Origin of the sequence: Capnocytophaga cynodegmi DSM 19736 (assembly GCF_000379185.1) — a bacterium.
In the GTDB taxonomy this organism is placed as follows: Bacteria; Bacteroidota; Bacteroidia; order Flavobacteriales; family Flavobacteriaceae; genus Capnocytophaga; species Capnocytophaga cynodegmi.
In genome coordinates this window covers 159,172-185,734 of the sequence record NZ_KB900715.1, presented here as the reverse complement: position 1 = coordinate 185,734, position 26,563 = coordinate 159,172, and the positions used below count along the sequence as shown (strand labels likewise).

21 protein-coding genes are annotated in these 26,563 nt (G+C 35.4%); 18 read left to right on the top strand and 3 right to left on the bottom strand.

Going from position 1 to position 26,563, the window contains the following annotated elements; all coding sequences use genetic code 11:
- Positions 1–100: 100 nt before the first annotated feature.
- Positions 101–1,006: a helix-turn-helix domain-containing protein gene (locus YW9_RS0106110; RefSeq protein ID WP_018279307.1), complete on the bottom strand. Its 906-nt coding sequence runs from the start codon at positions 1,004–1,006 to the stop codon at positions 101–103.
- A 101-nt stretch (positions 1,007–1,107) separates the two neighbouring features.
- Here YW9_RS0106110 and rhaD point away from each other — a divergent pair, with 101 nt between their 5' ends.
- The 8 genes from rhaD to YW9_RS0106065 all read left to right on the top strand — a co-directional run bounded on the left by rhaD (position 1,108) and on the right by YW9_RS0106065 (position 13,849).
- Entirely contained in the window at positions 1,108–1,914 is an 807-nt protein-coding gene (gene rhaD, locus YW9_RS0106105; protein WP_018279306.1) for a rhamnulose-1-phosphate aldolase, read from the top strand.
- 108 nt (positions 1,915–2,022) lie between these two features.
- A complete protein-coding gene (gene fucK, locus YW9_RS0106100) occupies positions 2,023–3,450 on the top strand; it encodes an L-fuculokinase (protein ID WP_018279305.1) in 1,428 nt (475 codons plus the stop codon).
- A gap of 4 nt (positions 3,451–3,454) precedes the next feature.
- Positions 3,455–5,239 carry an L-fucose isomerase gene (locus tag YW9_RS0106095; RefSeq protein WP_018279304.1) on the top strand — a complete coding sequence of 595 codons (1,785 nt, stop codon included), beginning with the start codon at positions 3,455–3,457 and terminating at the stop codon, positions 5,237–5,239.
- 37 nt (positions 5,240–5,276) lie between these two features.
- Complete coding sequence (locus YW9_RS0106090) at positions 5,277–8,423, top strand: SusC/RagA family TonB-linked outer membrane protein (protein WP_051074748.1); 3,147 nt, start codon at positions 5,277–5,279, stop codon at positions 8,421–8,423.
- 21 nt (positions 8,424–8,444) lie between these two features.
- Positions 8,445–10,130, top strand: a complete 1,686-nt coding sequence (locus YW9_RS0106085) for a RagB/SusD family nutrient uptake outer membrane protein (protein WP_018279302.1) — start codon at positions 8,445–8,447, stop codon at positions 10,128–10,130.
- A 389-nt stretch (positions 10,131–10,519) separates the two neighbouring features.
- Entirely contained in the window at positions 10,520–11,815 is a 1,296-nt protein-coding gene (gene fucP, locus YW9_RS0106080; protein WP_018279301.1) for an L-fucose:H+ symporter permease, read from the top strand.
- Positions 11,816–12,006: 191 nt separating this feature from the next.
- Complete coding sequence (locus YW9_RS0106070; RefSeq protein ID WP_018279299.1) at positions 12,007–12,366, top strand: SPOR domain-containing protein; 360 nt, start codon at positions 12,007–12,009, stop codon at positions 12,364–12,366.
- Positions 12,367–12,394: 28 nt separating this feature from the next.
- Positions 12,395–13,849 carry a sensor histidine kinase gene (locus YW9_RS0106065; protein WP_018279298.1) on the top strand — a complete coding sequence of 485 codons (1,455 nt, stop codon included), beginning with the start codon at positions 12,395–12,397 and terminating at the stop codon, positions 13,847–13,849.
- A 21-nt stretch (positions 13,850–13,870) separates the two neighbouring features.
- Here the strand turns inward: YW9_RS0106065 and YW9_RS0106060 are convergent, their stop codons facing one another.
- Complete coding sequence (locus tag YW9_RS0106060) at positions 13,871–14,995, bottom strand: formimidoylglutamase (RefSeq protein ID WP_018279297.1); 1,125 nt, start codon at positions 14,993–14,995, stop codon at positions 13,871–13,873.
- A 187-nt stretch (positions 14,996–15,182) separates the two neighbouring features.
- Between YW9_RS0106060 and YW9_RS0106055 the strand changes: the two genes are divergently transcribed.
- The 8 genes from YW9_RS0106055 (at position 15,183) to YW9_RS0106020 (ending at position 24,759) form a co-directional block, all read left to right on the top strand.
- Positions 15,183–16,403, top strand: a complete 1,221-nt coding sequence (locus YW9_RS0106055; protein WP_018279296.1) for an aminotransferase class V-fold PLP-dependent enzyme — start codon at positions 15,183–15,185, stop codon at positions 16,401–16,403.
- Positions 16,404–16,431: 28 nt separating this feature from the next.
- Positions 16,432–17,175 carry a M15 family metallopeptidase gene (locus YW9_RS0106050; protein ID WP_235697823.1) on the top strand — a complete coding sequence of 248 codons (744 nt, stop codon included), beginning with the start codon at positions 16,432–16,434 and terminating at the stop codon, positions 17,173–17,175.
- A 91-nt stretch (positions 17,176–17,266) separates the two neighbouring features.
- Positions 17,267–19,777 carry a type IX secretion system periplasmic lipoprotein PorW/SprE gene (gene porW / locus YW9_RS0106045; RefSeq protein ID WP_018279294.1) on the top strand — a complete coding sequence of 837 codons (2,511 nt, stop codon included), beginning with the start codon at positions 17,267–17,269 and terminating at the stop codon, positions 19,775–19,777.
- A gap of 428 nt (positions 19,778–20,205) precedes the next feature.
- Entirely contained in the window at positions 20,206–21,576 is a 1,371-nt protein-coding gene (locus YW9_RS0106040; RefSeq protein ID WP_018279293.1) for a tyrosine-type recombinase/integrase, read from the top strand.
- A gap of 2 nt (positions 21,577–21,578) precedes the next feature.
- Positions 21,579–22,316, top strand: coding sequence for a Fic family protein (locus tag YW9_RS0106035; RefSeq protein ID WP_018279292.1), 738 nt, complete (start codon positions 21,579–21,581; stop codon positions 22,314–22,316).
- Positions 22,317–22,540: 224 nt separating this feature from the next.
- On the top strand, positions 22,541–23,650 hold the full coding sequence (locus YW9_RS0106030) for a hypothetical protein (protein ID WP_018279291.1): 1,110 nt from the start codon (positions 22,541–22,543) through the stop codon (positions 23,648–23,650).
- A 125-nt stretch (positions 23,651–23,775) separates the two neighbouring features.
- Positions 23,776–24,054 (top strand): helix-turn-helix domain-containing protein, encoded by a 279-nt coding sequence (locus YW9_RS0106025; protein WP_018279290.1) that lies wholly within the window; start codon positions 23,776–23,778, stop codon positions 24,052–24,054.
- 6 nt (positions 24,055–24,060) lie between these two features.
- Positions 24,061–24,759, top strand: a complete 699-nt coding sequence (locus YW9_RS0106020) for a hypothetical protein (protein ID WP_018279289.1) — start codon at positions 24,061–24,063, stop codon at positions 24,757–24,759.
- A 150-nt stretch (positions 24,760–24,909) separates the two neighbouring features.
- Here the strand turns inward: YW9_RS0106020 and YW9_RS12585 are convergent, their stop codons facing one another.
- Positions 24,910–25,176: a helix-turn-helix domain-containing protein gene (locus tag YW9_RS12585; RefSeq protein WP_018279288.1), complete on the bottom strand. Its 267-nt coding sequence runs from the start codon at positions 25,174–25,176 to the stop codon at positions 24,910–24,912.
- A 199-nt stretch (positions 25,177–25,375) separates the two neighbouring features.
- Here YW9_RS12585 and YW9_RS0106010 point away from each other — a divergent pair, with 199 nt between their 5' ends.
- Together YW9_RS0106010 and YW9_RS0106005 are read left to right on the top strand one after the other, a co-directional pair.
- Positions 25,376–25,879, top strand: coding sequence for a hypothetical protein (locus YW9_RS0106010; RefSeq protein ID WP_018279287.1), 504 nt, complete (start codon positions 25,376–25,378; stop codon positions 25,877–25,879).
- Between the two features lie 219 nt (positions 25,880–26,098).
- A complete protein-coding gene (locus YW9_RS0106005) occupies positions 26,099–26,557 on the top strand; it encodes a hypothetical protein (RefSeq protein WP_018279286.1) in 459 nt (152 codons plus the stop codon).
- Positions 26,558–26,563: the final 6 nt, after the last annotated feature.

Genomic DNA, 26,563 nt, shown 5'->3' with positions numbered 1-26,563 from the left:
CTATTATTTTTTGGCAAATATAATATTTTTACATTATCTTAAGAGTTGAAATGAAGAATTTCTGTTTGAAATTATAAGTTGGTGATTTGATAGTCGTTTTTTAAGAGATTAACTTTCTGATTTTGCAATATTCACCAGGAGAGACGCCTCGTATTTGCTTAAAAATTCGAGAAAAATGGTAACGATCGGCAAAGCCCAATTGATGTGCAACTTCTTCAATAGAAAGTTCGCTATGGTCAAAAAGTCCACAAGCATTGTTGATTTTTCTTTCTTTTATAAAAAGCTGTAATGGGGTTTCCATTACGTTATGGAAAAGTCTTGAAAACGAGTTGGTTGCCATATGAACCAATGACGCTAACTCATCATTCGTGTAATTCTGGGAAATATTTCTGTCAATATATCGAATAACGGTAAGTACACGTTTATCCATTCTTGCAGAATCCCATAAGGTGCTGTTTAGTTGTGATATAAACTCAAAAATGAGTGATTGTAAATACATTGTGGTGGAAAAATCAAAAACGTTTCCTTTTTTTAGGTATTGAGTAAGATTTTCGAGTTTCTGTTTCTGAAAAGGACTTAAATCAATCGTGTAAATACCTTCTTTTACATAGTCGAACGGAATCCCAAGATTGAAGTGGATATACAAATGTAATAGTGAATTTTTACCTATAATTTGTTCATCTTCGTCTTCATCTACTCGTTTGCCTCTTACTTCATCGTTTTGTGAATTATCATTTTTTGATGAAAGAAAGCACGAAAAATAGGGTGTGTTGGGCGGAATGATGTACAAAGTGTCTGGTGACATCGCATATTCTTTTTGGTTGTAGCCAATAATTCCGCCATAGTTTTTGTTCCAATAAATTCTCCAATAAGGGAAAGCCATATCTGTTGTATCCCATTTTTGCAACTGCCAATATCTACAGCACCATAACTTCAGTCTGACAGAAGTGAAGATTTGTTCTACTTTGGAAGGGTCGCCCTTTTGTGCTAAACTTTCTTTCCTCATCTTAAAAATGTTTAAAACAGATACAAAAATACAAAAATTATTCATTTTTCAATCTGTTAGTTTTGAATAATTTTGTCTCGTAATTCAAAATACTATATTTAATGGAGACACATCAACTACCTAGTTCAGTACAAAAAGAAATACTTAAAGTAAGTGAAGTAGCAAAATATTTGTGGGAGCGTGAGTGGGCTGAGCGTAATGCTGGTAACATCTCAATAAATTTGACAGAGCATTTCTCTCCATCTGACTTTGATTACCTTACAAGCTATGTTGCTTCCCGACAACTTCCTTTAGAAGCCGCGAATCAAACATACTTCATTACTGGTACAGGCTGCTATTTACGTTCACTTATCAATAACATAGAAGAAGCTTCTTGTATTATTCATATTAATAATTCTGCTTCAGGGTATGCAATTGTTTGGGGAGGGAAGAGTAAACCTTTTGCTCCAACAAGCGAATTGATTTCACATATCAAAATACATTGCTTTAATCAAAAGTATAAACCTACATACAAAGCTGTTCTCCATACACATACCATTGAGTTGATTGTATTAAGTCATCACGATATCTTCTATGATGAGGCTAAATTTAATCATTCTCTTTGGAAACTTTGTCCTGAAATTCGTGTCTTTGTGCCTAATGGTGTTCACTGCTGTCCGTATGCTTTATCAGGAACTGAGGCTTTGGCAGATATTACTATAGAAGGCCTTAAAAATCACGACGTTATTTTGTGGGAAAAGCACGGAGCTTTAGCTACTGGTGAAGATGTTGTTAAAGCATTCGATTTTTTAGATGTAGCTAACAAAGGAGCCAAAATGTTACTTATGGCGTGGGCTGCAGGGTTTGAACCACAAGGAATGAGCGACGAGCAACTTAATGAATTGGAAAGAAACTTTTTAGGTAAATAATTATTCCTACTAGGTTTGTTATAAATTAGATATAGAAAAGATATAAAACTAACTTTTTCATTACCAAACCATAACCATCATTATCAACCAAATTTAAAATTATTACCTATGAATCCGTTGGCTATCATTTTTGATTGTGGAGCTACCAATGTTCGGGTAGTGGCTATTGATGCACAGGGTAAGATAGAAGCCCAACAGTCCTACCCGAATCAGACGGATATAGATCCTAATTTCCCAGAAGGACGCATTTGGAACCTTGATGTAATTTGGAACAAACTTGTAAGAGCTTGTAAAGCAGTAACAAGCCAGATAGACCCTCAACGCATTGTTGGTGTAACTACTACAACATTTGGTGTAGATGGCACTTTTGTTGATGCACAAGGTAACTTGTTGTATCCTATCATTTCGTGGCAATGTTCAAGAACTGTTCCCGTTTTAGAAAATATAGATAAATATTTGTCTAAGAGTGAATTATATTCTGAGTCAGGGGTTTATCCTTATAACTTCAATACAATAAACAAGCTAATTTGGTTCAAAGAAAATCATCCTGAAATTATCAATAAGGCTGAAACCTTTCTATTTATGCCTTCTCTTCTGAATATGAAATTAACAGGATTGAAGTGCAATGACAACACAATGATTGGAACTTCAATGTTAGCCAATCAAAGTAGCCAAAATTTATCTAAAAAAATATTCGAAAAACTACAATTATCACCAGATATTTTTGGAAGAATAGGTAACTCAGGAGATGTTGCTGGAAAAGTAACTGCTTCTGCTTCACAACAAACAGGTCTTCCCGAAGGTGTACCTGTTTATCTCGCTGGTCACGATACTCAATTTGCCATCATTGGTTCAGGAGCGGACGTCAATCAGCCTGTGCTAAGTTCAGGAACTTGGGAAATTTTGATGACCCGAAGTGAAAAAACTACAACCTCTTCTCAAGAAATGGATTTAGGAATTACAACTGAATTTGATGCCGAAAAAGGAAAATACAACATTGGTGTAAACTATGTTGCTTCAGGAATTCTTGAGTGGATAAAAAACAATTTCTACGGAAATTTGTCTGGTTCAGAATGTTACGAAACAATGATTCGTGAAGCGGAGCAAATCCTGCAAGGAGCTGAAGGTGTGCGTCTGAATCCTAATTTTTATGCTACACAAGGTGTTTCGGGAGGAAGTATCGAAGGGCTTACACTTAACACAACCAGAGGTCATATTTATCGTGCAGGATTAGAAGCATTGGCTAACAGGCTCAAAGAAGCCCTTGTTTCAATTGAGAAAGCAGGTAAATTTAAAGCTGAATCTATCATTTGTGTAGGAGGAGGTTCCAAAAATGCATTGTGGAACCAAATTCGTGCTGATGTTTGTGGCATTCCTATAAAAGTTATCGAACAGAAAGAAACAACTGTACTTGGTGCTTCGTTCTATGTTTTTACATCCGCAGGTGTTTTTAGCTCAATAAAAGAAGCTCAGAAAATTGTAAAACAAAGCAGTATTTTCTATCCCAAAACAAAAACTACATCAATTAAAAGTTAAGAATATGAAGGAAAGATTAATAGGGCGTTTGCCTAAAATAGGTATCCGACCCGTAATTGATGGGCGTGAACGAGGCGTTCGTGAGTCGCTCGAAGTACAAACAATGAAAATGGCACAAGCTGCTGCCAAACTTATTGAAGAGAATTTACGTTTCCCGAACGGACAAAAAGTGGAATGTGTTATTGCTGATACAACTATTGGTGGTGTTGCCGAAGCTGCAATGTGTGCCGATAAATTTCAACGTGAGGGAGTTGGCGTATCGCTAACTGTAACGCCTTGTTGGTGTTACGGAACGGAGGTTATGGATACTGACCCGCTTATCCCGAAAGCTGTTTGGGGTTTCAATGGAACGGAACGTCCTGGAGCTGTGTATCTTGCTGCGGCTTTGGCAGGTTACTCACAAAAAGGATTACCAGCTTTTGGTATTTATGGTCACGAAGTACAAGATGCTAACGATACTTCTATTCCAAAAGATGTACAGGAGAAAATTCTTCGTTTTGCTAAAGCTGGGATAGCGGTGGCTTATATGAAAGGAAAATCCTATCTATCACTTGGTTATTCTTCAATGGGAATTGCAGGTTCAATGGTAGATATTCATTTTCTGCAAGATTACTTTGGTATACGTACTGAGTTTGTTGATATGATAGAAATTCTACGCAGGATAGATGAAGGTATTTTCGACCAAGAGGAATATAAAAAAGCAATGGAATGGACGAAAAAACATTGCAAAGAAGGTATCGACATCAATAAACCTCATAATAAAATAGACGATAAACGTAAAGAATACGAATGGGAAATGGTTGTAAAAATGACTATTATCATTCGAGATATGATGGTAGGAAATCCTAAACTTAAAGAAATGGGCTTTGGAGAAGAGTCACACGGACGAAATGCCATCGTTTCAGGTTTCCAAGGACAACGTCAATGGACGGACTATTTACCAAATGGTGATTTTGCTGAAGCTATTTTGAATTCTTCTTTTGATTGGAACGGTATCCGTCAGGCTTTTGTAGTGGCTACAGAGAACGACTGCCTCAACGGAATTTCAATGCTTTTTGGACATTTACTAACAGGAACAGCCCAAATATTCTCAGATGTTCGTACTTATTGGAGTCCTGAGTCGGTAGAGCGTGTTACAGGTAAAAAACTGACTGGCAGAGCAAAAGATGGGATTATTCATTTAATCAACTCAGGTTCTACAACCCTTGATGCTACAGGACGAATGCTAAACGATAAAGGAGAGCACGTTATGAAGCCTTACTGGGAAGTAACTGAAAAAGATGTTCAAGCGTGTTTAGAAAATACACTCTGGCCACAGGCTGACCACGAGTACTTCCGTGGAGGAGGCTATTCTTCACAGTTTAAAACTGTTGGGGAAATGCCAGTAACAATGTGCCGACTCAATTTGATAAAGGGTATTGGACCTGTGTTACAGATAGCTGAAGGTTGGACAGTGGATATCCCTGATGAAATCCATAAAGTGTTAGACGAACGTACTAATCAAACGTGGCCTACTACTTGGTTTGTTCCACGTTTGGATTCAACTAAGGATAATTTCAAAGATGTGTACTCAGTTATGGCTTATTGGGGAGCGAATCACGGAGCAATTTGTTATGGTCACATAGGAGCTGATTTAATTACGTTAGCGTCAATGCTTCGTATTCCAATTCAGATGCACAACATTGCTGATAAGGATGTTTTCCGTCCGTCAGCGTGGAGTGGCTTTGGAATGGATAAAGAAGGTTCCGATTATCGTGCCTGTCAAACTTATGGGGCTCTATATAAATAGCAAAAAAATAGTAATCATTTTTTAAAACAATCAAAATATGTTTAGACAATTATTTGCAGTATTTGTGCTGATATTGTTGGCGTCACCATTGTCAGCACAAGTTAAAGTAACTGGAAAGGTTACCGATGAGAGTAATAGTCCGTTACCAGGTGCTAGTGTCTTGGTAAAGGGGACTACGCACGGAGTTAGCTCCGATTTTGACGGAAACTATGCAATTGAAGCAAAGCAAGGTGATGTGTTGGAAATCTCCTTTATCGGGTTCCAGACTCAAACTAAAAAGGTAACAGGTAGTGGTAAACAAACTATCAACGTAGTGTTAAAAGAAGATGCACAACAACTTAGCGATGTGGTAGTTGTTGGATATGGTACCCAAAAGAAAGAGAATTTAACTGGTGCTGTAGCAACTGTTGATGCAAAAGTACTTGAAAGCCGACCATTGACAAACATAGGGCAAGGTTTACAAGGCTTGGTTCCTAATTTAAATATTTCAATGGGGAATGGTCGTCCAGGTACAGGTACAGGGTTTAATATTAGGGGTTTTACATCTATCAATGGAGGTTCTCCACTAGTTCTTGTTGATGGAGTACAAATGGACCCTAACCAAATTAACCCTAACGATGTAGAAAACGTTACAATACTTAAGGATGCTGCTTCTGCAGCTATCTATGGTGGACGAGCAGCTTTTGGAGTGGTTCTTATCACTACTAAACAAGGTAAAAGAGAGACTCCTCTTCAGGTAAATATCTCCACAAGTTACTCTATCACACGACCTACTCGATTACCTAAGCTGGTAAATTCTTTAGAATATTTAGAGATGTACTTATTAGCGGATGAGACAGGAGGAATATCAGGAGGAAACAGGGGAAGTCAAGGCTTTGGACAAGAAGATATTGATAGGGTGAAAAAATATATGGCGGATCCACGTCCTGAAAATTCTGTTTACATTGATCCTACCGACCCAAGAAAGTATCGTTATGTTGGTAATACTGACTGGATTGAGGAGATGTATCCAAGTTGGGCTCCACAATCACAGCATAACATATCTCTCTCAGGAGGGACAGAAAAAACTACTTATATTGCTTCTGCTGGTATGTTTGAACAACAAGGGCTTTTCAAAGTTTCTAACCAAAAATTTAATAGATATAATTTAAGTCTTGGTTTGAATACTGATGTTACTAAATGGCTGACCATTGGCGTAAAAACAGCACTTAATCGCAAAGACAATGACCAGCCTTCTAATGGTCGTAACGGAATTGAGACAGAGCGATTTGCAAGTGATCTAAAACCTTTAATGCCTATTCGTCACCCAGATGGCAATTTCTCAGGACAAGGAAGTTATACTAATCCATTTGCTATGATAGCTACAGGAGCAAGGGATAAATATACGTCTGATGATATATGGGTTACAGGGAGTTTTACGCTTACCCCTATTAAAAATGTAAAAATAGTGGGTGATTATACGTGGAACTCTTACAGATACAACAGCAAAACAAATGTCAAACGGTTTAAAGAATATGGGGCACCATCCGATGGCGTTAGTATTTTTGACCCAATTAAAGCGACTGATTTAGGTTTCTTTCCTCACACTAATACTTCTAGGGTTGATGAGAGTAGTAGTCAGGATATTTATAAAGCTGCTAATATTTACGCTCAGTATGAAAATACCTTTGCCGATAAACACTACTTTAAGGCAATGGTAGGATATAACCAAGAAGAAAAACACAACGAATCTTTTTGGGCGAGTGTAAAAAACCTTATAAATCAAGATTATCCATATCTGAAACTGAATAATGATGAAAAACCTCACGTAGGGAGCAGAATTTCTGACTGGGCATTGATAGGGTCTTTCTTCCGTCTGAATTACGTATATGCAGAAAAATATCTTTTAGAAATAAATGGTCGTTATGATGGCTCTTCTAAGTTTAGTAAAAATAACAGATATGTGTTTAGTCCTTCAGCTTCATTAGGATGGCGTATTTCGAAAGAGAAATTCTTTACTCCATTAGAAAAAGTAGTGAGTGATTTGAAGTTAAGAGTTTCTTATGGAGAGTTACCTAATCAACTATTGAAGGACGAATATTATCCTTACTTGGCAACAATGGGCTATGGAGCACAAACAGGTTATCTTTTTGGTAATGCAGGGCTTCCTTACGTAAATGCTTCTGGTTTAGTTAGTGATAATTTTACTTGGGAAACTGTTGAAACTCGTAATATAGGAGTAGATTACGGATTTTTTAAAAATCGTTTATCAGGTTCATTTGACTACTATATTAGAAATACCCAAGGTATGTTAGTAGGAGGACTTCCTTTACCAAAAGTATTAGGTACGGGGTCACCACGGAGAAATGCGGCTGATTTGGAGACTAAAGGTTTCGAGTTTAGTATTGGTTGGAAAGATCAAGTATCTGATGATTTCAGCTATAACATAAACTTTAATTTAGCAGATAGCCGTTCATTTATCACCAAATTTGATTTGAATCCAACGGGCAATTTAGGTCAATATTATGTTGGTAGAGAAATTGGTGAAATTTGGGGTTACACTTCCAATGGATTATATCAAACTGATGCAGATGCAGCTGTTACTGACAAGAAAAGATTAGCAGGATATAAGTGGTTAGCTGGTGACGTGAAGTTTGAAGACCTAAATGGAGACAAAAAAATTGATAACGGAGATAACACTTTGGAAAATCCTGGGGATTTAAGTATTATAGGGAATAATAGTTCACGTTATACTTTTGGTTTAAATATGGGTGCTAATTACAAAGGATTCGATTTTTCATTATTCTTACAAGGTGTAGCAAAAAGAGATTATGCTTTAGGAGGTACTTACTTCTGGGGTTTTACCAATCAATGGGCTGTACCTACTACCGAACAATTGGATTATTGGACACCTGAAAACCCAAATGCTTATTTTCCAAGACAACGTTTCGGAGGAGGAAACTTCCAAACCTCTACCAGATATTTGCAAGATGCCTCTTACATACGCGTGAAACAAATCACGTTGGGATATACACTGCCAAAAGATGTTATGAAATCTATTGGTATGGATAACCTAAGAATTTATTTGACAGGAGAAAATGTGATGGAATTTACCAAACTGATAAAATCATATGATCCTGAGTTGCTTAATCAGATTTATCCTCTTAACAGAGTCCTTACATTTGGTGTACAAGCACGATTTTAATAAACATAAAAGAATTTGAAGATGAAAAATAAATTAAAAAATATAGCATTGGGGCTTTCAACATTTGCAGTATTGACAGCAGTTTCGTGTAAAAATGATGATTTTTTGGATAAGTACCCTCCTGATGCTTTTACTGAACCTTCTTATTTTAAAACAGAACAAGAATTAAGTTTTTTTGCAAATCGTTTTTATGGAAGTCTACCTTTGAGTATTCTAGGGCATAGAGATGTACAATCCGATAATATGGTTCCTAATACTCCTGATAATTTTCTGTTTGGAACATATACTGTTCCCTCAGAAGGAGGTGGATGGGATGAAGGAGCTTGGAATGGTATACGGAATTGTAATTTCTTCTTAGATAATTATCAAAGAGTACCAGGAACTACAAAAGAAAAGTATGCTGCTGAAGTTAGATTTTTTAGAGCTTTATATTATTGGGAGAAAGTGGTTCGTTTTGGAGATGTTCCTTTAATCTTAAAAAAAGTAGGAGACTCCTCTTCAGAAATATTTGGACCAAGAGAACCTCACAAAAAGGTTATGGATCAGGTTTTAGTAGATCTTGATTTTGCTATTGAACATTTACCAGAAAAATCAAGTGCAGAAACAGGAAGATTACATAAAGACGCTGCGTTAGCTCTCAAATCAAGAATTGCACTTTGGGAAGGAACTTTCCGTAAATATCATAATTTGGGAGATGAACGAGTATTTCTAGAAGCAGCTGTTGATGCGTCTGAAAAGTTAATGGCAAAAGGATATGAAATTTATTCAACAGGAAAACCAGATCAAGATTATCGAGATTTATTTATAAAAGATAATTTGGCGGGTAACAAAGAAGCTATTTTTCACAGACATTATTTGCGTTCCGTTGAAACTGGAAGACACGAATATAGTCGCTTTGCCAAAGGTTCTAACAATGGCTGTAGTAAAGATTTTATGGAATACTATCTTTTTAAAGATGGTAAGCCTATAAGTACAACCTCATATGCATATGATGATAGTACCCCTGCTAAGGAAGCTGAAAATAGAGATCCTCGATATGCTCAAACGGTTGCTACTCCTGGGTTTGTGAAAACAAGTTCTACTCCTCCTGTAATAGTTAATCTTCCCGAGATATCAACCCCTGTGACTACTACTGGATATTGGTTCATCAAGGGTATGTCAAGTGACCCAAAACAAGAGGAAGCATACAGTAGTGATACAGATATGTTTATTTTCAGATATGCAGAGGTTTTATTAAATTATGCTGAAGCAAAATATGAGTTAGGAACATTATCTCAAGCGGATTTAGACAAAACCATAAATAAGATAAGAGATAGAGTTGCGATGCCACACTTAACGATGTCTGTGGCAGCAGATACTAATGCAAGTGATTATGGTTATCCAGTTACTCCTATTCTTTATGAAATACGTAGAGAACGTCGTATAGAACTGGTTGGGGAAGGTTTTCGTTTTAATGACATACTCCGTTGGAAAGCGGGAAAATTAATCAATAACCCGAAAACAATAAGAGGTATGAAACTAACAGATGCTTTGAAAGCTGAATATAACAAGGATGCTGTTACCAACCTTCCTGTAGATAATGATAAATACCTAATTATTTATCCTGCATTTCCAGATGGTCGTACTTGGGATGATAAAATGTACTTATATCCGCTCCCAATTGATGAGCTTAAATTAGTTGGATATAAACAAAATCCAGGCTGGTAATTTATAATTTAGGAACATATCATCTATGAATTAATAATAAAAAGAGACTAACTTTAAGTTGGTCTCTTTTTTTATTTTATAGATTTTCATTATTCAATAGAATATTAATTTTGCTAAATGTGTAAAGTTTAGAGCTATTAATTAGGATATAAAATAAATTTAAATTTTTTCCGTTTGTAATCGTTTTTAAAACCTTGAATTATATATGTCCGTTGTATAATTGATGAAAAACGTTAAACTTGAAATCACTTAGTACCAATAAATATCATAAAAATTAAGAATTATTATTACTATTTTTCATTAATTGAATTTCTATTTATTTTGTTAGTTTCTTTTGAAAATATCTTTAAAAAGCATAACTTTACGCCATATAAATCAAAACCAACCATATGAAACCAAAAATAGTAGAAAAAAAGTACATTATTCCTTTTGTGCTTATAACCAGTTTGTTTGCTCTTTGGGGCTTTGCCAATGATATTACAAACCCTATGGTAGCTGCATTTCAGACTGTGATGGAAATTCCTGTGAGTAAAGCTGCCTTAGTCCAGTTTGCTTTTTATGGAGGTTACGGAACTATGGCAATTCCTGCTGCAATTTTTGCACAGAAATATAGCTACAAGAAAGGAATTTTATTAGGATTATTGTTGTATTCCGTTGGGGCTTTATTGTTTTATCCAGCTGCACAATGGCAAGAGTTTTCTTTCTTCCTAATTTCACTTTATATCTTAACTTTTGGATTGGCTTTTCTGGAAACTACGGCTAATCCTTACATTCTTTCAATGGGAAGTGAAGTTACTGCTACTCGTAGGCTGAATCTGGCACAGGCTTTCAATCCAATGGGTTCGCTTTTAGGAATGTTCGTTGCTTCGAACTTCGTTCTTTCTAATTTAGAATCAGATAAACGTGATGGTGCTGGAAATCTGATATTTCAAACCTTACCTGAGGCAGAAAAGATATCAATCCGAACTCACGATTTGGGAATTATTAGTCAACCTTACATTCTTCTTGGTTTTTTTGTTTTACTGATGTTGATTGTGATTTCTCTTGTTAAAATGCCTGAAACACAACAAAAAATCAATGAAAAAATAGATTTTTTAGGAAGCCTTAAAAGATTGTCTGTAAACAAGATATATCGTGAAGGAGTTATAGCTCAAGTTTTTTACGTAGCTGCTCAGATTATGTGTTGGACGTTTATTATTCAGTATGCTGAGAATATCGGTTTGGATAAAGCTACTGCTCAGAGATACAATATTTTAGCAATGGCTATTTTTCTTTCTTCACGATTTGTAAGTACTTTTTTGATGAAATACGTAAAGGCATCACTTATGCTCACGATTTTCGCCATTGGTGGATTTATTTCTATTTTAGGAGTCATTTTTATCGAAGGAATGTTAGGTTTATATTGCTTGATTCTCACATCAGGTTTTATGTCATTGATGTTTCCTACAATTTATGGCTTAGCACTCGAAAATACAGGAAAAGATACAGGGTTGGGAGCAGCAGGATTAGTTATGGCTATTGTGGGTGGTGCATTGATGCCTCCTTTACAAGGAAGTATTATTGATTTGCAAAAAGTTGGCAATCTTGCAGCTGTTAATGTTTCTTTTGTACTTCCGTTACTATGTTTCTTAATTATAGGTATTTACGGATTTCGAGTGCACAATAGCAAAAAATTAGGCTCATAATACTTTTAATTGTTTTTTATTGTAATAAATCTCTATGGAAGAAAATTCTATAGAGATTTTTTGTTTTCTGAAAAAAAATATAATTTTTCTAATATTCTCTTGCATAACTAATTGTGTAAATCCAAAAATAATTTGTCTTTTGGGCTAAAATCATTATTTTTGCCTTCTATTCATCAAAAGAAAGAAAATTTATGGTTCGTTTACAAATTGTTTTGGGATTTATTTTTACACTTATAACTTCTTCTTTATTTTCTCAAGTGACTATTAATCAGGAAAATAATATTTCTGAATTAATGGAATTGAAAAAAGAAGTAGCAAAAAACGAGAGTGCTTATCAAATACAAATTTATAACGGAAATATTGCAGGAGCTAATGAAGCTTTGGCAAAGGTTAAGGAGCAACTCAAACAATATCCTTCTCAGTTGATTTTTGAAACTCCAAACTATAAAATCCGAGTTGGAAGTTTTAGAACTCGGCTTGAAGCTGAAAAACATTTGATTGAAGTGAAAAAAGTATATCCAGCAGCTTTTGTAATGGCTCCTAAAAAATAATTTTTTCAGAAAAGTGAGGGGTTTTGGTATGTTTAAGAAAAATTCACTTCGGTTGCGTATCTTTCTGAGTATGACTTTTTTGGTGTTGATTGCCTTTGCTACTATTGCAGTGGTGATGATTCTTCAATATCAAAAACAAGCTGTGGAATATCACGATGAGCGATTGATAGACAAGGAAAGCCAAATCAAAACCCAAATTCAGTATGTTCTTTCACAAACTACATATCCAGTTGAAACATCGTATATTCCTTTGATTTTCAGGGAGTCAATATATAATATTGCTAATATTTTAAACGTAAACTTTGATTTATATGATTTTAATGGAAATCTCCTAAAAAGTTCACGAGCCGTAATTGGTAATAAAAAGGATACTTTGAAAATTTCAAAGGAAATTTTACAACAACTTTCAACAAATATTGATAAACGTTTTTCTGAGCATAAAGAGCTGGAAGGCAGAGGTTATCAGACTTCGTATGGCTACGTAAATGACTTGCAGTTTAAACCAATTGCCGTTTTAAATATTCCTTATTTTGAAAACGATACGTTCAATGAAAGAGCTTTAGAAGGGTCTTTGTACAATCTTTCAATGGTGTATTTTTCATTGTTGGTTTTAGCACTGATTTTGGCGTATTTTATCTCATCTTATATAACTAAGTCCTTGAAAACCATTGAAAATAGACTTGAAAGAACTCGTCTTTTGGAACGGAATGAAAAAATTATACTTAAATCGCCAAGTACTGAAATAGGTCAGTTAGTAGGAGCTTATAATAGTATGATTGATGAAATTGAGAATAGTAAAGTGCTGTTAGCCAAGTCCGAAAGAGAACAAGCCTGGAGAGAAATGGCTAAACAAGTGGCTCACGAAATAAAAAATCCTCTTACCCCGATGCGGCTTTCGGTACAAAGTTTTCAACGAAAGTTCGGAAAGCAGCCTGAAAATAGTGAGGAAGTAAATGAATTTTGTGAATCAATGATTCAACAGATTGATATTCTGAGTAATATATCAACAGCTTTTTCTGCTTTGACCAATATGCCCGATAAAAATGATGAATACTTTAATATCGTTCCGATAGTTAAAAGAACGTTGGATATTTTCGATTCTAAGCATATTACATTTGCCTGCCCAGAAAAGGAAATTGTGGTTTTATTTGATAAAGACCAAATGGGACGTGTTGTAACTAATTTAGTGAAAAATGCCTTACAAGCAACTGAAGGTCAGGTTGATAGAAATATTATCGTTTCTTTGGAAGAATCAGATGATTTTGTTGAACTATCTGTAAGTGACAATGGTATAGGCATTTCCTCAGAAAATATGGATAAGATTTTTGAGCCAAAATTTACTACTAAATCTACAGGAAGTGGTTTGGGACTTGCGATGGTGAAAAGTATTGTTTCATCTTACAACGGAACAATCTCTCTGACTTCCGAAGAAGGTAAGGGGAGCACATTTGTCGTTCGGCTAAAAAGTGAGAAACAGCAGTAAACCATTGTTTGCTAATTCCATTTATTGCATTGATTTTCTGTAAGATTTCCACCATCTTTCAGGTATAATTCCTTGAGTTGCTTCGATATATTCCTTTTGATTGCAAGGCATCAAGCCTAAAGGTAAGTGATTTTGGTGTCCTGAAAATTTATCACTTCCTGGTTTCATCCACCAACGACCTGTGGCATTGCTTTTAAAAAATTCGATTTGAACATCATCAATTGGAACGATATATTTTGTATAGTTGTCATCATTAACAATAGGTAATTCTTTGATTCTGAAATTATATCCCTCATAGAAATACCAAATCATTTCAGCTACTAATTCCGAAGCCAATTCCGTTTGTGGGATATTAAAAATTCCGTAAACTTGTACATTATTGCTGATACCTGCATAACGAGAAATAGTACAAATTTCTCGATTCGAAAATCCATTCACGTAGCCCGTTTCGCTATTTACATCACGAGCTTGAACGCTTGTCATATCCACACTTACAAGGTCTGCATCACGCATCGCTGGTTCGATTGAAGGTAAGTCATTTACCACATTTCCTAATCGGTAGGCATCGAAGCACATTTTGTCGAGCAAATCTAACTCTTCTTGTGCCACATAATAAGATTGATAACCTAAGTTGGTGAAGTCGAATAAGTTATTGGGGCTTTCTGTCAGGATTTTACTAAAATAAGAGTTTTCTGAAAATAGTTCTTCCTCATCATTAAAGTCGAATTTTGCATCAACGCTTACCAAATTTACCATTTGTTCTAACTCATCAAAACTTCGGTACAAGGCGTATGTTAAATGCTGTTCGCCACCAACCACGATTAAAGTAATTCCTTTTTTTGCAAGATAGCTGACCATTTCTCTGATAGCAAAGTAAGTGTCCTTTACCGAAGGACTTTCTATCAAATTTCCTAAATCTGCTATCGTGAAATTCCAATTTCCTACATAAAGGGAATATAATTTCTTCCGAAAATTGGTCATTTTTTGAGCTGAATTTTCAATACAGATAAATGCAATTTTAACTCCTTCCAAATCAGGTAATCCGTCTTCCAAAATATGTCTTTTAATTTGAAAACCAATTTGTTGCTGTTTGTATTCTTGCGAAGTGATTGAATTTGAAATAGGTTGTAAATAAAATAAAGGCATTTTATGTATTAAAAATTAGTTATCAACTATATATGAATGAAATCTTACAATTGTGGATAAAAGTATCAAAAATATGATTTACCTTCAGCCACGCCTGAGCCACAAAGTTACATTTTATTTTCAATTCGTTATAAATATCATAAAAAAATAAATACTTTTGCTTCTGTAGAATTTAAATCAATCACTGATGAAACCTATTGAAGAAATCCGAAAAGATTTTCCTATACTGGAACGAAAAATAAATGGTAAGCCTCTGATATATTTTGATAATGCAGCTACATCACAAACGCCTGTTCAAGTGATAAATAGTATCGTACATTACTATTCTTTTTTGAATGCGAATATTCATCGAGGTGTACACACGCTCAGTCAAGAAGCTACAGATGCTTATGAGAAGGCTCGTGTGGAGTTACAACGTCATTTTAATGCAAAAAAGTCATCTGAAATTATTTTTACTTCTGGAACTACAGAAGCCATTAATTTGGTAGCCAATGGATATGCTTCAATTTTGACTGAGGGAGATGAAATTATCATTTCTGCATCAGAGCACCATAGTAATATAGTTCCTTGGCAATTTGCCTGTGAGCGAAGTGGTGCAATTTTGAAAGTCATTCCAATGGATAAAAAGGGAATTTTAGACCTCAATGCATTTGATAAATTGTTAACCAATCGAACAAAATTAGTATGTGTGCAGCACGTTTCCAATGCGTTAGGTAACATACACCCTATTGAAATTATCATTGAAAAGGCTCACGAAAGAGGAGCTGTGGTTTTGGTAGATGGTGCTCAATCCTCTCCACATATTCAAGCTGATGTTCAGGCTCTTGATGTTGATTTTTATGCTGTATCTGCTCATAAAATGTATGGTCCTACGGGTGTGGGAATACTTTATGGCAAAGAAGAATTATTAAATAAACTTCCTCCGTATCAAGGTGGGGGAGAAATGATTAAAGAAGTTCGGTTTGAAGCTTCTACTTATGCCGATTTACCACATAAATTTGAAGCAGGAACTCCCAATATTTGTGGAGGAATCGCTTTTGGCAGTGCAATAGATTATATTCACGAACTTGGAATTGAAAATATAGCAAATTACGAGCACAAGTTGTTAGAGTACGCTACCCAAAAACTCAAAACTATTGATGGAATTGAAATTTACGGAGACGATAATCTTTCTAAGCGAACATCTGTTATTTCATTCAATTTGAAGGGAATACATCCATATGATGTAGGTACTATATTGGATAAGTTGGGAATTGCCGTCAGAACAGGACATCATTGTGCTCAACCCATAATGCAGTTTTATGGCATTTCGGGGACTATTCGGGTAAGTTTCGCAGTTTATAATACCTTTGAGGAAATAGATTTTCTCATCGAAAGTCTCAAAAAAGCACAAATGATGTTACAATAATGCGAAAAATACAAATCAAATTCAGAAAATGAAAAACGTACTTTTTCTTCTTTTCCTCTCTGTGTTATTTTTTTCTTGTAAAAATAATAATAAGGAAAGTCGTTCTGCTAAAATGGAAATAGATATAGTTAAAGTAGAAAATATATATAAGGCTGATAATGTACTTATTACAGAAAATGAAGATGACGAGATTGATGTTTCTAAAAAAGAAGAAAAAATATCACCTCATACCGACTTTGTGAATATCAAGAGTTTATCAGATGATTTTATTTTGGATATCAAGTATGCTACTGAAGATAATTTTTTGAAACAAGCGGTATATGATTGTCCTGAATGCTATTTGCGTAAAGCTACAGCAAAGGCTTTGTTGGCTGCTAATGAAGAGTTTAAAAAATTAGGTTTTCGTATTAAATTATTTGATTGTTATCGTCCTCTTTCAGTGCAGAAAAAAATGTGGGCAATTTTGCCAGGAACGCATTACGTAGCAAATCCTGCCAAAGGTTCAAAACACAATCGAGGAGCTGCAGTGGATTTGACTCTGGTTGATATGAATGAAAAAGAGCTTGATATGGGAACTCCTTTTGATTTTTTTGGAAAGGAAGCACATCATACTTACACAAATTTGCCTGAAGAAGTGTTGAAAAATCGAAAACTTTTGAAAGAAATTTTGCATAAACACAATTTTAAGTCGATTTACTCCGAATGGTGGCATTATGAATTTCGTCCTGAAATTAATTCAAAAGTAGAAGATTTTGTATGGGAATGCGAATAAAATCTTTTCCTAATAAAAAATTAAAAGTCTTTTTTTTTCGAAATAAAAGCAGTAACTTCGTGGTTCAATTAAGATTTTCATAAAACAAAAAATGAAAAAACGTATTCAATATTTTTCTTTTTTTGCTGTGATTCAGTTGCTTGTGTTTGGGTGTACTCCTAATGCAAACACGTACTACAATCGGCAAATGCAACCCATCGTTACCAAGTATAATGTTCTTTTCAATGGTGAAGAGGCTTTTGATTTGGGATTAAAGGAACTTCAAGAGCAATACCAAGATAATTTTAGCGAGGTTTTACCTGTGGAACCTATCAAAATGTCAGGAAAAATACAATTAGATGGTATTGAAAATCCAAATTTTGAACGAGCGGAGGAAAAAGCTATCAAAACAATTCAGCTGCATTCAATGGTTTTCAAGGGTGTCCAACGGAATTATAAAATTGATGACGCATACGTTCTGTTAGGAAAATCACGTTATTACAACGAACGTTTTCTTCCTGCTTTAGAGGCTTTTAACCATTTACTTACAAACTACGGAAAAAGTGAGCGTATTCCCGAAGCGGCTATTTGGGCACAGAAAACAAATCTTCGGTTGGGAAAAGATAAAATTGCTATAGAAAAACTTCACGAATTGTTGGAGACTGAAAAATTACGTAGAAATGATAAAGCAGAAGCTTATGCAACGTTAGGTCAGGCGTATATCAATCAAGAAATGTATCCCAACGCAGCTGAAGCCCTTTACTTGGCAGGAAAGTTTACTAAAAATAAGTTACTCAGAGGAAGATATTATTTTATTGCTGCTCAGCTTTATGAGAAGCAAAAACAGAGAGATTCCGCCGTTGTTGCCTATGAAAAAGTTATTGATTTGAACTGGAAAATTTCACGGAAATTGTGGGTAGAAGCTCAAGCAGGAAAAGCTCGAAATAAAGATTTTTCTCCTGAGCAGAAACAAGAATTCTTGGAATATTTAACAAAATTAGAAAAACGTTATGAGCATAAGGATTTGTTAGATGTTCTTTATTTTATGCACGGGTCATTAACTCAAGAAAACAACAAAGTAATTGCTACGAGTTTCTATCGTAAGTCGTTGAAAAACAATAAAGAAAATAATTCTCTTAAAGCAAAAACACACGAACAACTTGCAGAAATTCTGTTTGAACAAAAAGATTATACAGGAGCATACCACCATTTGGATAGTACGTTGGCTTATATTCCAGAACATACTTTTGAGCGTCTTTACATCGAGCGAAAAAAGGAAAATTTAGCTAAAATTACGGAACTTGAGTATGTTGTAAAACAGAATGATAGCATTATAAAAATAGCAAGATTATCCAAAGAGGAGCAATTAAGTTTTTTCCAAAAGCACATTGATTCCGTGCAAAAGGTTGTAGAACAGAAGCAAAAAAATATGACTTCTGCAGAAGATTTAGGTTCAGGATTTTATGTTCAAAATCTTCCTGAGCAACAAGGAGGGAAGTTTTATTTTTACAATCCGATGGCTATTGCCTACGGGAAGCAACAATTTCAGCAGTATTGGGGAAATCGTGCATTGGAAGATAATTGGCGCTGGTCGTCAAAGGTAAAAAAAGCAACTACACAATCTTTGGAAGAATTTGATAGTGAGTTAGTTGCTATTGAGCATGATTTTGTAACAGCAGAATCTTTTGTTGAAAAATTACCAAAATCGGAAATTGAAATAATACAATTAGAAAAAGATAGAAATCAGGCTTTATATCAATTAGGAGTTTTATATAGAGCAAAATTTGGAGACAATGAATTATCTATCAGTCGTTTGGAGAGTTTGCTAAATGCCAATCCAGATGCTAACTTAGAAGTTGGAGCCCTCTATGAGTTGTATAAAAATTATCTCGATTTGAATAGTTCAAAATCTGAAGATTTTAAAAATCAATTATTTAACAAATTCCCAGAGTCAGATTATGTTAGTATTTTGAAAGGAAATATATCTTCTCAACAGCAGAAAGACCAGAAAGCTCAAGAACTTTTGGATACGCTTACAGCTGATTTTCAGAAAGGAAAAATTTTAGAAATTCTGCAAAATTTGGACGAAAATAGACTTTCTTTCCGTGAAACAGCGGTAGCTCCCAAATTGGAAATGTTAAAGGCTGATGCGATTGCTCGTTTGTATGGCGTTGTATCTTATCGTGAAGCTCTTGAACAAGTTAAGGTTAATTATCCTGAAACAGATGAAAGTAAACTTGCTGCTGAATTATTGGAAGAATTGAATAATATTGAGAAAGAAGAGTTTGTTTCCGATGAAAAGACGAGGTCTTGGAAAGTAGTTCTTGCTGATGTTTCTACGGAAAATAGGGAAGAAGTTAAATTGCAACTTATTGAGAAGTTGGCTACTATTTCGGATAAAATTTCTGTGTCAGAAGATGTTTACAACCCTGATGAAACTTGGCTTGTTGTTCACGGACTTCAAAACCGAAATACAGCAGAAAGTATCATTGAGAAATTGCAAGAAATCCAAACAAATCATAAGTTTACTAGCTTTGTTATTGCAACTGAAAATTATCGCTTGGTGCAAATTAGAAAAGAGAAAGAAAAGTATTTTGATTATGAAAAGAAAAGAAAGAAATAGGCTAATATGTAGATAATTCCTTTTTTTACTAGAAATCAAGTGGGAAATCACAGTTCAATTGCTGTGATTTTTTATGTTCTGTTTTGATAGCTTTTGTGATAAAAAACTACTGATATTGTATTTTTTATAAGACTTGGAATAAAAAAATCGCAACACTTTCATTATAAAAGTATTACGATTTTTTGTTGTACTCGGAGCGGGACAAGACACCTATATTTTTACCCTTTTCGTATTCTCTTTAAAATCAGTGTTATTGTTTTGTAATTCAATTAACTAACTTGAAAAACATTGTTACAAATAATACAAAATAATACAATAAAGTTGAAAGCAAAACAGAAAATGTAGGGAAAATGTAGGGAAAGATTTTTGATGACTTGACAAGTCCAACAAGAACTATTACTTTTGTATCGTTTTAGAAAAGTAATATTATGCCGTCCGTTACATTTTTGGTCAAAAGTAAGACCAACCCCGCAACCATATACGTACGTTTGAACCTACAACGTGGGAAAGACTATATCAAAAAAACGGGCTTACTCATCGACCCCGACCAATGGAGTGCCAAAAAGAAAGAACCTAAGCCCACAAGTCCCGAAAATAAAAACCTCGCAACTGACCTCAGCACTTTAAAACTATTCATTGAAAACAGCCTAAACCAAGCCCAACAGCAAGGCGACCCCGTTAATGCCGATTGGCTACAAACTCAAATTGATATTTTTTTCAAACGAATAGACGACCCCAACACGGGACAAAGTGCATTTATCCTTGACCTTATCGATTACATCATACAAACCGCCCACACACGCAAAAACGGACGGGGTACATTGGGACTTTCTCAAAGTAGGGTAAAATCCTATCAAACATTAAAAACCATTTTCAACGCCTATCAATCCAAAACCCGAAAGCATTACAAGGCAAAGGATATAGATTTAAAGTTTGAACGCCTTTTTCTGGATTGGCTAATAAATACAAGACAGCATAAAGATAGTTACGCCCTCAAACTAATGGACAACCTCAAAGCCGTATGCAACGAAGCAAATACATTAGGCATTGAGACAAGCCCCCAACTGCCTAAATTAGCCAAAGGTACACCCGAAAAAGAGTTACCTATATACCTCAATCCTCAGGAACTCCAACAGATAAGAGACTGCAAAATAACAAACTTACAACTACACAACGCCCGTAAGTGGCTTTTGTTGGGTTGTCATTTGGGACAACGTGGGGGCGACCTTTTAAAAATAGACCATTCCAACTATGCTTATTTGGACAATGGTACTCCAGCAGTTAGGATAAGACAACAAAAAACAGGCAAAATAGTTATCGTTCCTATCATCGAGGGGCTTAATTCTGAAATATTAGAAATAAAAAATGCGGGGCTTCCTTATCCTATCAGTATCCAACGTCTTAACGAATACATTAAAGAAGTATGTAAGTTGGCGGGTATTGATATTCCAATAACACACACAAGGTCGGTACTGATTGACCGCAACGGCAACGCCATAGAGAAAGACGATAAAGGTAATTACGAGGGCAAAGGTAACAAACGGACCATAAAAGTAACCCTACCAAAATACGAGTTTATAACCTCGCACGTATGTAGGCGGTCGTTTGCGACCAACCTATACGGAAAGTTACCCACTACGATAATTAAGAACGTTACGGGACATTCTACCGAAGCAATGTTACTAAAATACATCGGTAAAAATGAAGCCGAAACTGCCTTACAAATGGTCGATTTCTTAACTTCCAAACCCGAACTAATCCAAGAACTAAACCAATTGAACGACTTAAATATAAAATAGTTATGAATAGATACACTGAAATAGATAACCTTAAAAACCGCCTCAATGAGTTAAGAGCCTTACAAAGTGAAAAGGTGGTTAAAGCCCTTGAAATAGAGTACACCTATGAAAGCAACAAGATTGAGGGCAACACTTTAACCCTCCAAGAAACCGCCCTTGTCATTGAAAAAGGCTTGACCATTGGAGGCAAAACCCTAAACGAACATTTGGAAGCCGTGAACCACACCCACGCAATAGACTTTATCAAAGAAATAGCAAAGGGTAACGAACCGATAACCGAACGCCTAATAACCGAAATACACGCCCTGATATTGAAAGGCATTGACAACAGCAATGCGGGGCGTTATCGCAATGTACCCGTATTGATTTCAGGAGCAAAGCACGTACCCCCGCAACCTTACGCCGTGCCTTTGGAAATGGAAAAACTGATGCAGTGGTACAATGACAATAAAGATACGTTACACCCTATTGAGTTAGCCTCCGAAATGCACGAACGATTAGTAACCATACACCCCTTTATAGACGGCAACGGGCGTACTTCGAGGCTTTTAATGAATTTGATATTGTTGCGGTGGGGTTACCCTATTGCGATACTCAAAGGCGATACGGAAAGCCGTTTGAAATATTACGGGACTTTGGAAACCGCCCAAATAGATAATGACAAACGCCCCTTTATTGACCTAATTGCGGATAACATACGCCAAACCATTGAACGTATTATAAAGATTGTTGAGGGTTGAGGTATTGCGTAACCACGTTTATACAAAAACGGCATTTCGTATAAATGAAAGAGTAAATGACTACATAAATGCAATATTAATGGGGGTTCTGTTACGGAAACTCCTTAAAAAACCGCCCTCCGATGATTTTAGGGCGTAAAAACCAATAATTTAAGGGCAACCCCTTGCGATTGGCTGAATTTTGAGCCGATTAAAAAATAATAATGTTTTAGAAAAGTTGAGGTATGGATATACATAATACAGAAAGCACAAATTTACTACTTGCGAGTAGTGAAATAAAATTTTATTTAACATACAAAGAATTTATGGACAACTACCCTAACCATTTAAAAAAGTGGTTGGAACTACAAAGCCCGTACGGAGAAGAAAAAGATTTTAAAGAGGAATATTTACAAATATACTACCCTTTTTTTGCTGATTATGGAATAAACGGGCTTGATTTTAAAGGTTTTTGGGTAAAATATGAAGTTTTTGAACCTTTTGAACCAACAAGTTACCAAACTAATTTTTTTGATATTTCATTATATCACGATTTTTTAACAAACAAAACAAATTACCTACTGATAAGCAAAGACTCTCCTGCACAAATATTATCCCTTGAATACGAAAAGGAAAAGGAAGTATATTATCCCAACAATCAAAAAGGCGATTTCTATTTCAGTTATGAAGTTCGTCGGGTGCTAAACACTTTCTTTGTTTGGAACGAGGAAGCCAAAACAATTATCTTTAAAAAAAATCAATACAGAAACTTCACTAAAAACATCGAAAAAATAGTAAGGTTTTTACTTTCAGAAGAGTTGTACACGGATAACAACCCACTTTCAGAAAGCAATTCCCCGAAAAAGGAAACGTTACCTTTGCCCGTATCCGAACCAAAACCGCAACGAACAGAACCAACCCAAGACCCCCAACCCGTCCCCAATTTTGGGGAAGCCCAACCCGCCCCCGTTGTTTCGGAACATCAATTACTCCACAATTTTAAGGAGCAAACAAAAACCCCCGAACCGCAACCATTCAAAAAAATTCAGTGGCACGGCACACCAAGAGAAGCAATGGAGTTAATCAAAGCCCTTACACTTACAGGAACTTTGAAAGATAGTATCATTGATATTGTTGAGGTTTTTAATTCCGTTTTTGAGGTGGTAAACAACAAAAACAGCAAACTAACAAAGGAAAATTACAGCGTTATCATATCGAAAACAACCGCACCCGAACGCAAGAAACAACCGAAATTCCTAAATAAACTAATAAAAAACTTTGAGCAACCTACACCACCAAAACTATTAACAAAACTAAAAAATGACTTCAAAAGTATAATGAAAGAGGAAAAATAACCTTTTCAGTTTATTTCATTCAATTTGTAGGATACGTTACCTTTCTGCGGGGGTAACGTGTCCTTTTTTTTGGTTGCATATGATAGACCTTTGCACCATCGAAAAACATAAAAAATTATTCAACGATGGAAGCAATCCAATTTATTCAAATTACCCCCGAGCAACTCAAAGAACAATTTTCGGAAGTGGTGCAGTCCCAAATTAACGAACTCAAAAAACATTTTCAGCCTAAAGCCCCCACCGAGTATTTAACCCGCCGTGAAGTGGCTAACTTGTTAGGCGTGAACCTTACGACCCTAAACAATTGGACACGCAAAGGCATACTAAAATCATACGGAATTGGCGGACGTGTGTACTACAAACGCCACGAGGTAGAAAGTGCCGTTATTGAACTAAAAAACTAATGAATTATGAAAACAAACGTAATAATGAAAAGTGCTGACCGCAATTTATTCGGCGTGATTATCAAACAAAATACAAAGAACGGACAAAGCCTGTCGGTTACCGACCTGATGAAAGCCTATCAAACTGCAAGATTTGAGTACGGGTGGTCTAATAGACAAGTAGAAGATATAGTAAAAACCAAACCTTTTCAAGAAAGAGTATATCATCTTTTAAATGAGAGAGGTATCATAAAAATGAATATAATCAGTTTTATGCAGTTTGTTGAAAAAGAGGGTGTTATAAAAACCCTTAAAGGTCTTAAAGTTTGGAAAACTACAGGCAGGGGCGAAAATAAATCTACCTATGCCGACCCTTATATATGGGTACTTTTAGCAATGGAATTAAACCCGTTGATTTACGCAAAGGTGGTAATTTGGCTAACCGACAGCCTTATTTTTAACCGCATATTGGCGGGGTCGGAGTTTGCCCCTATGAATAGAGCCATCGCAACTATTATCGAAGAGCCTAATTATGCCTTGTACAGCCGTGAAATCAATAATAAAGTATTTGGAAGACACGAAAAAGGTATTAGAGACACTGCCACACGTGGACAACTACAACGCATTTCAGATATTGAAAAGTTTGTAACCCAAGTGATTGAACAAAAATTGATTACCTCTGAAAGTCAGTTGTTAAAAGTGATTGAAAACTACAATAAAGCATAAAAAAGAGGGCAAAAGCCCCCAAGTGTTTTAGAAAAGTTTTGTGCGTACGAACGTGACAAAGATACGGAAAAAAGTATAAAGTTCAAAGTTACAAGGTTCAAGGTTTCAAGTTCTTGTTACTTGGATTTTGATTACTTGTTACTTTATCCTTTACTCTTTATCCTTGTTAAGACTGCCCACCTCAACTAAGTTGCCGTTATCGTCTTTGATATATAGAGGCGTGGTTGCCGTTGAGGTCGTGGGTTCGATTAAGTCCCTTACATCAACTTCTAAAACATTGGCGATTTTTAAAAGGGTTTCAATCGTAGGGTTTCCGTTAATTACTTTATTTAAAGCCACTTGAGACACCCCTAATTTTTCGGCAAGTTCATTTTGCGTCAATGCTTTTTCTTTTAAAATATCTTTAATCCGTAACATAACGTTATTATTTTGACTGCAAATATAACGTATAATATATTAAAAGAGAAATAAAATAAATAAAAAGTTATAAAATAACTTGTTTGTATAAATTAAAGGTTATATTTTTGCATTGTAAAATAAAACATAAGTTATAATATTTTCGATTACGCAAAGTTTCAGAACCAAAGTAATTAAGTAACTATTTAAAAATAATAATATGAGAGTTTTAGAAAGACAAACCTTGACAATCAAAGACCGCAACGGCAAAACAAATGAGGAATTCGGTACGTTTATACCTGTGAATGATTTTGGAATGCACACCCAAAAAGACGCCCTCAAATATTCGTTATTGGCATTAGATGCTATCGAAGTCACGAACCGCCTTAACCTTTTCCTGAAAGAGTTTGATAAAAAGCCAATCGATACAGGCATTTTTTACCGCCTTTTGGCTTCGATATTGGAAAGGGGTAAAGACTTTACAGAAGACGACCAAAAGCAATATTTTGAAGTGGCTAAGCAATTGTACAAATTTTCGGATAAGTTTTATTACGTACATAACGATTTGTACTTCACGCCTGATTATGAATTAGATTGCTATGTATTAGGTTGGTTTAAAGACCCTACAGACGAATACGCAAACCTCAACTATTCATTTATGAACGATGAAATAACCTATACCGAGTTTATCCAAAAGTTCAAAGAACAGCACCCCACCAAGTAACCACAAGGGGCAAAATGTTACAAAATTACCGCCCCTAATTCGTTAAATAATCATTCAAAAAATAACAAGTAGGTAAAGCCCCCAAAATAGGGGCGTAGGGGGGCTTTTGTCTTAAAAAAAAGGAACAAGGATAAAGTATAAAGTTCAAAGAACCAAGTAACAAGTAACAAAATCCAAGTAATTTTTTTAATCATTTAATCTTTTAATCATTAAATAAATATGAATAACCTAAACGGAGCAAACATACATCAGTTTGCCAAAATAGAAACATCAGACAAATACAAAGAAGTTACGCACTTTGAAAAGATACACCAAACCGCAAATAGTCGGCATATTTTGGACTTTGCCAATATATCTGTACAACGCAACTTCAATCGTTCGGAAAACGTCGCCTTTTGGTACAAACCCGCACCACGTAAAGCAGACGGCACACGTGCCAAGTGGGGCGAAGTACTCACGGGGCTTTTCAGAACCGCACACCCGCAAATCTATTACGGCGATATATCGAGCAAAGACTATTACGGGCGTTACAAAAAACATACCTTGTTATTTTTCGTATTCAATACCGACCGCACCAAATTAGCAATTTTGGAGTATCCGAATTATTACCCTATGGACGTGCCATTAGCAATAACTATGATTTCAGTTCAAATAAAAAGATATTTTGGATTGCAATAGGTTGTA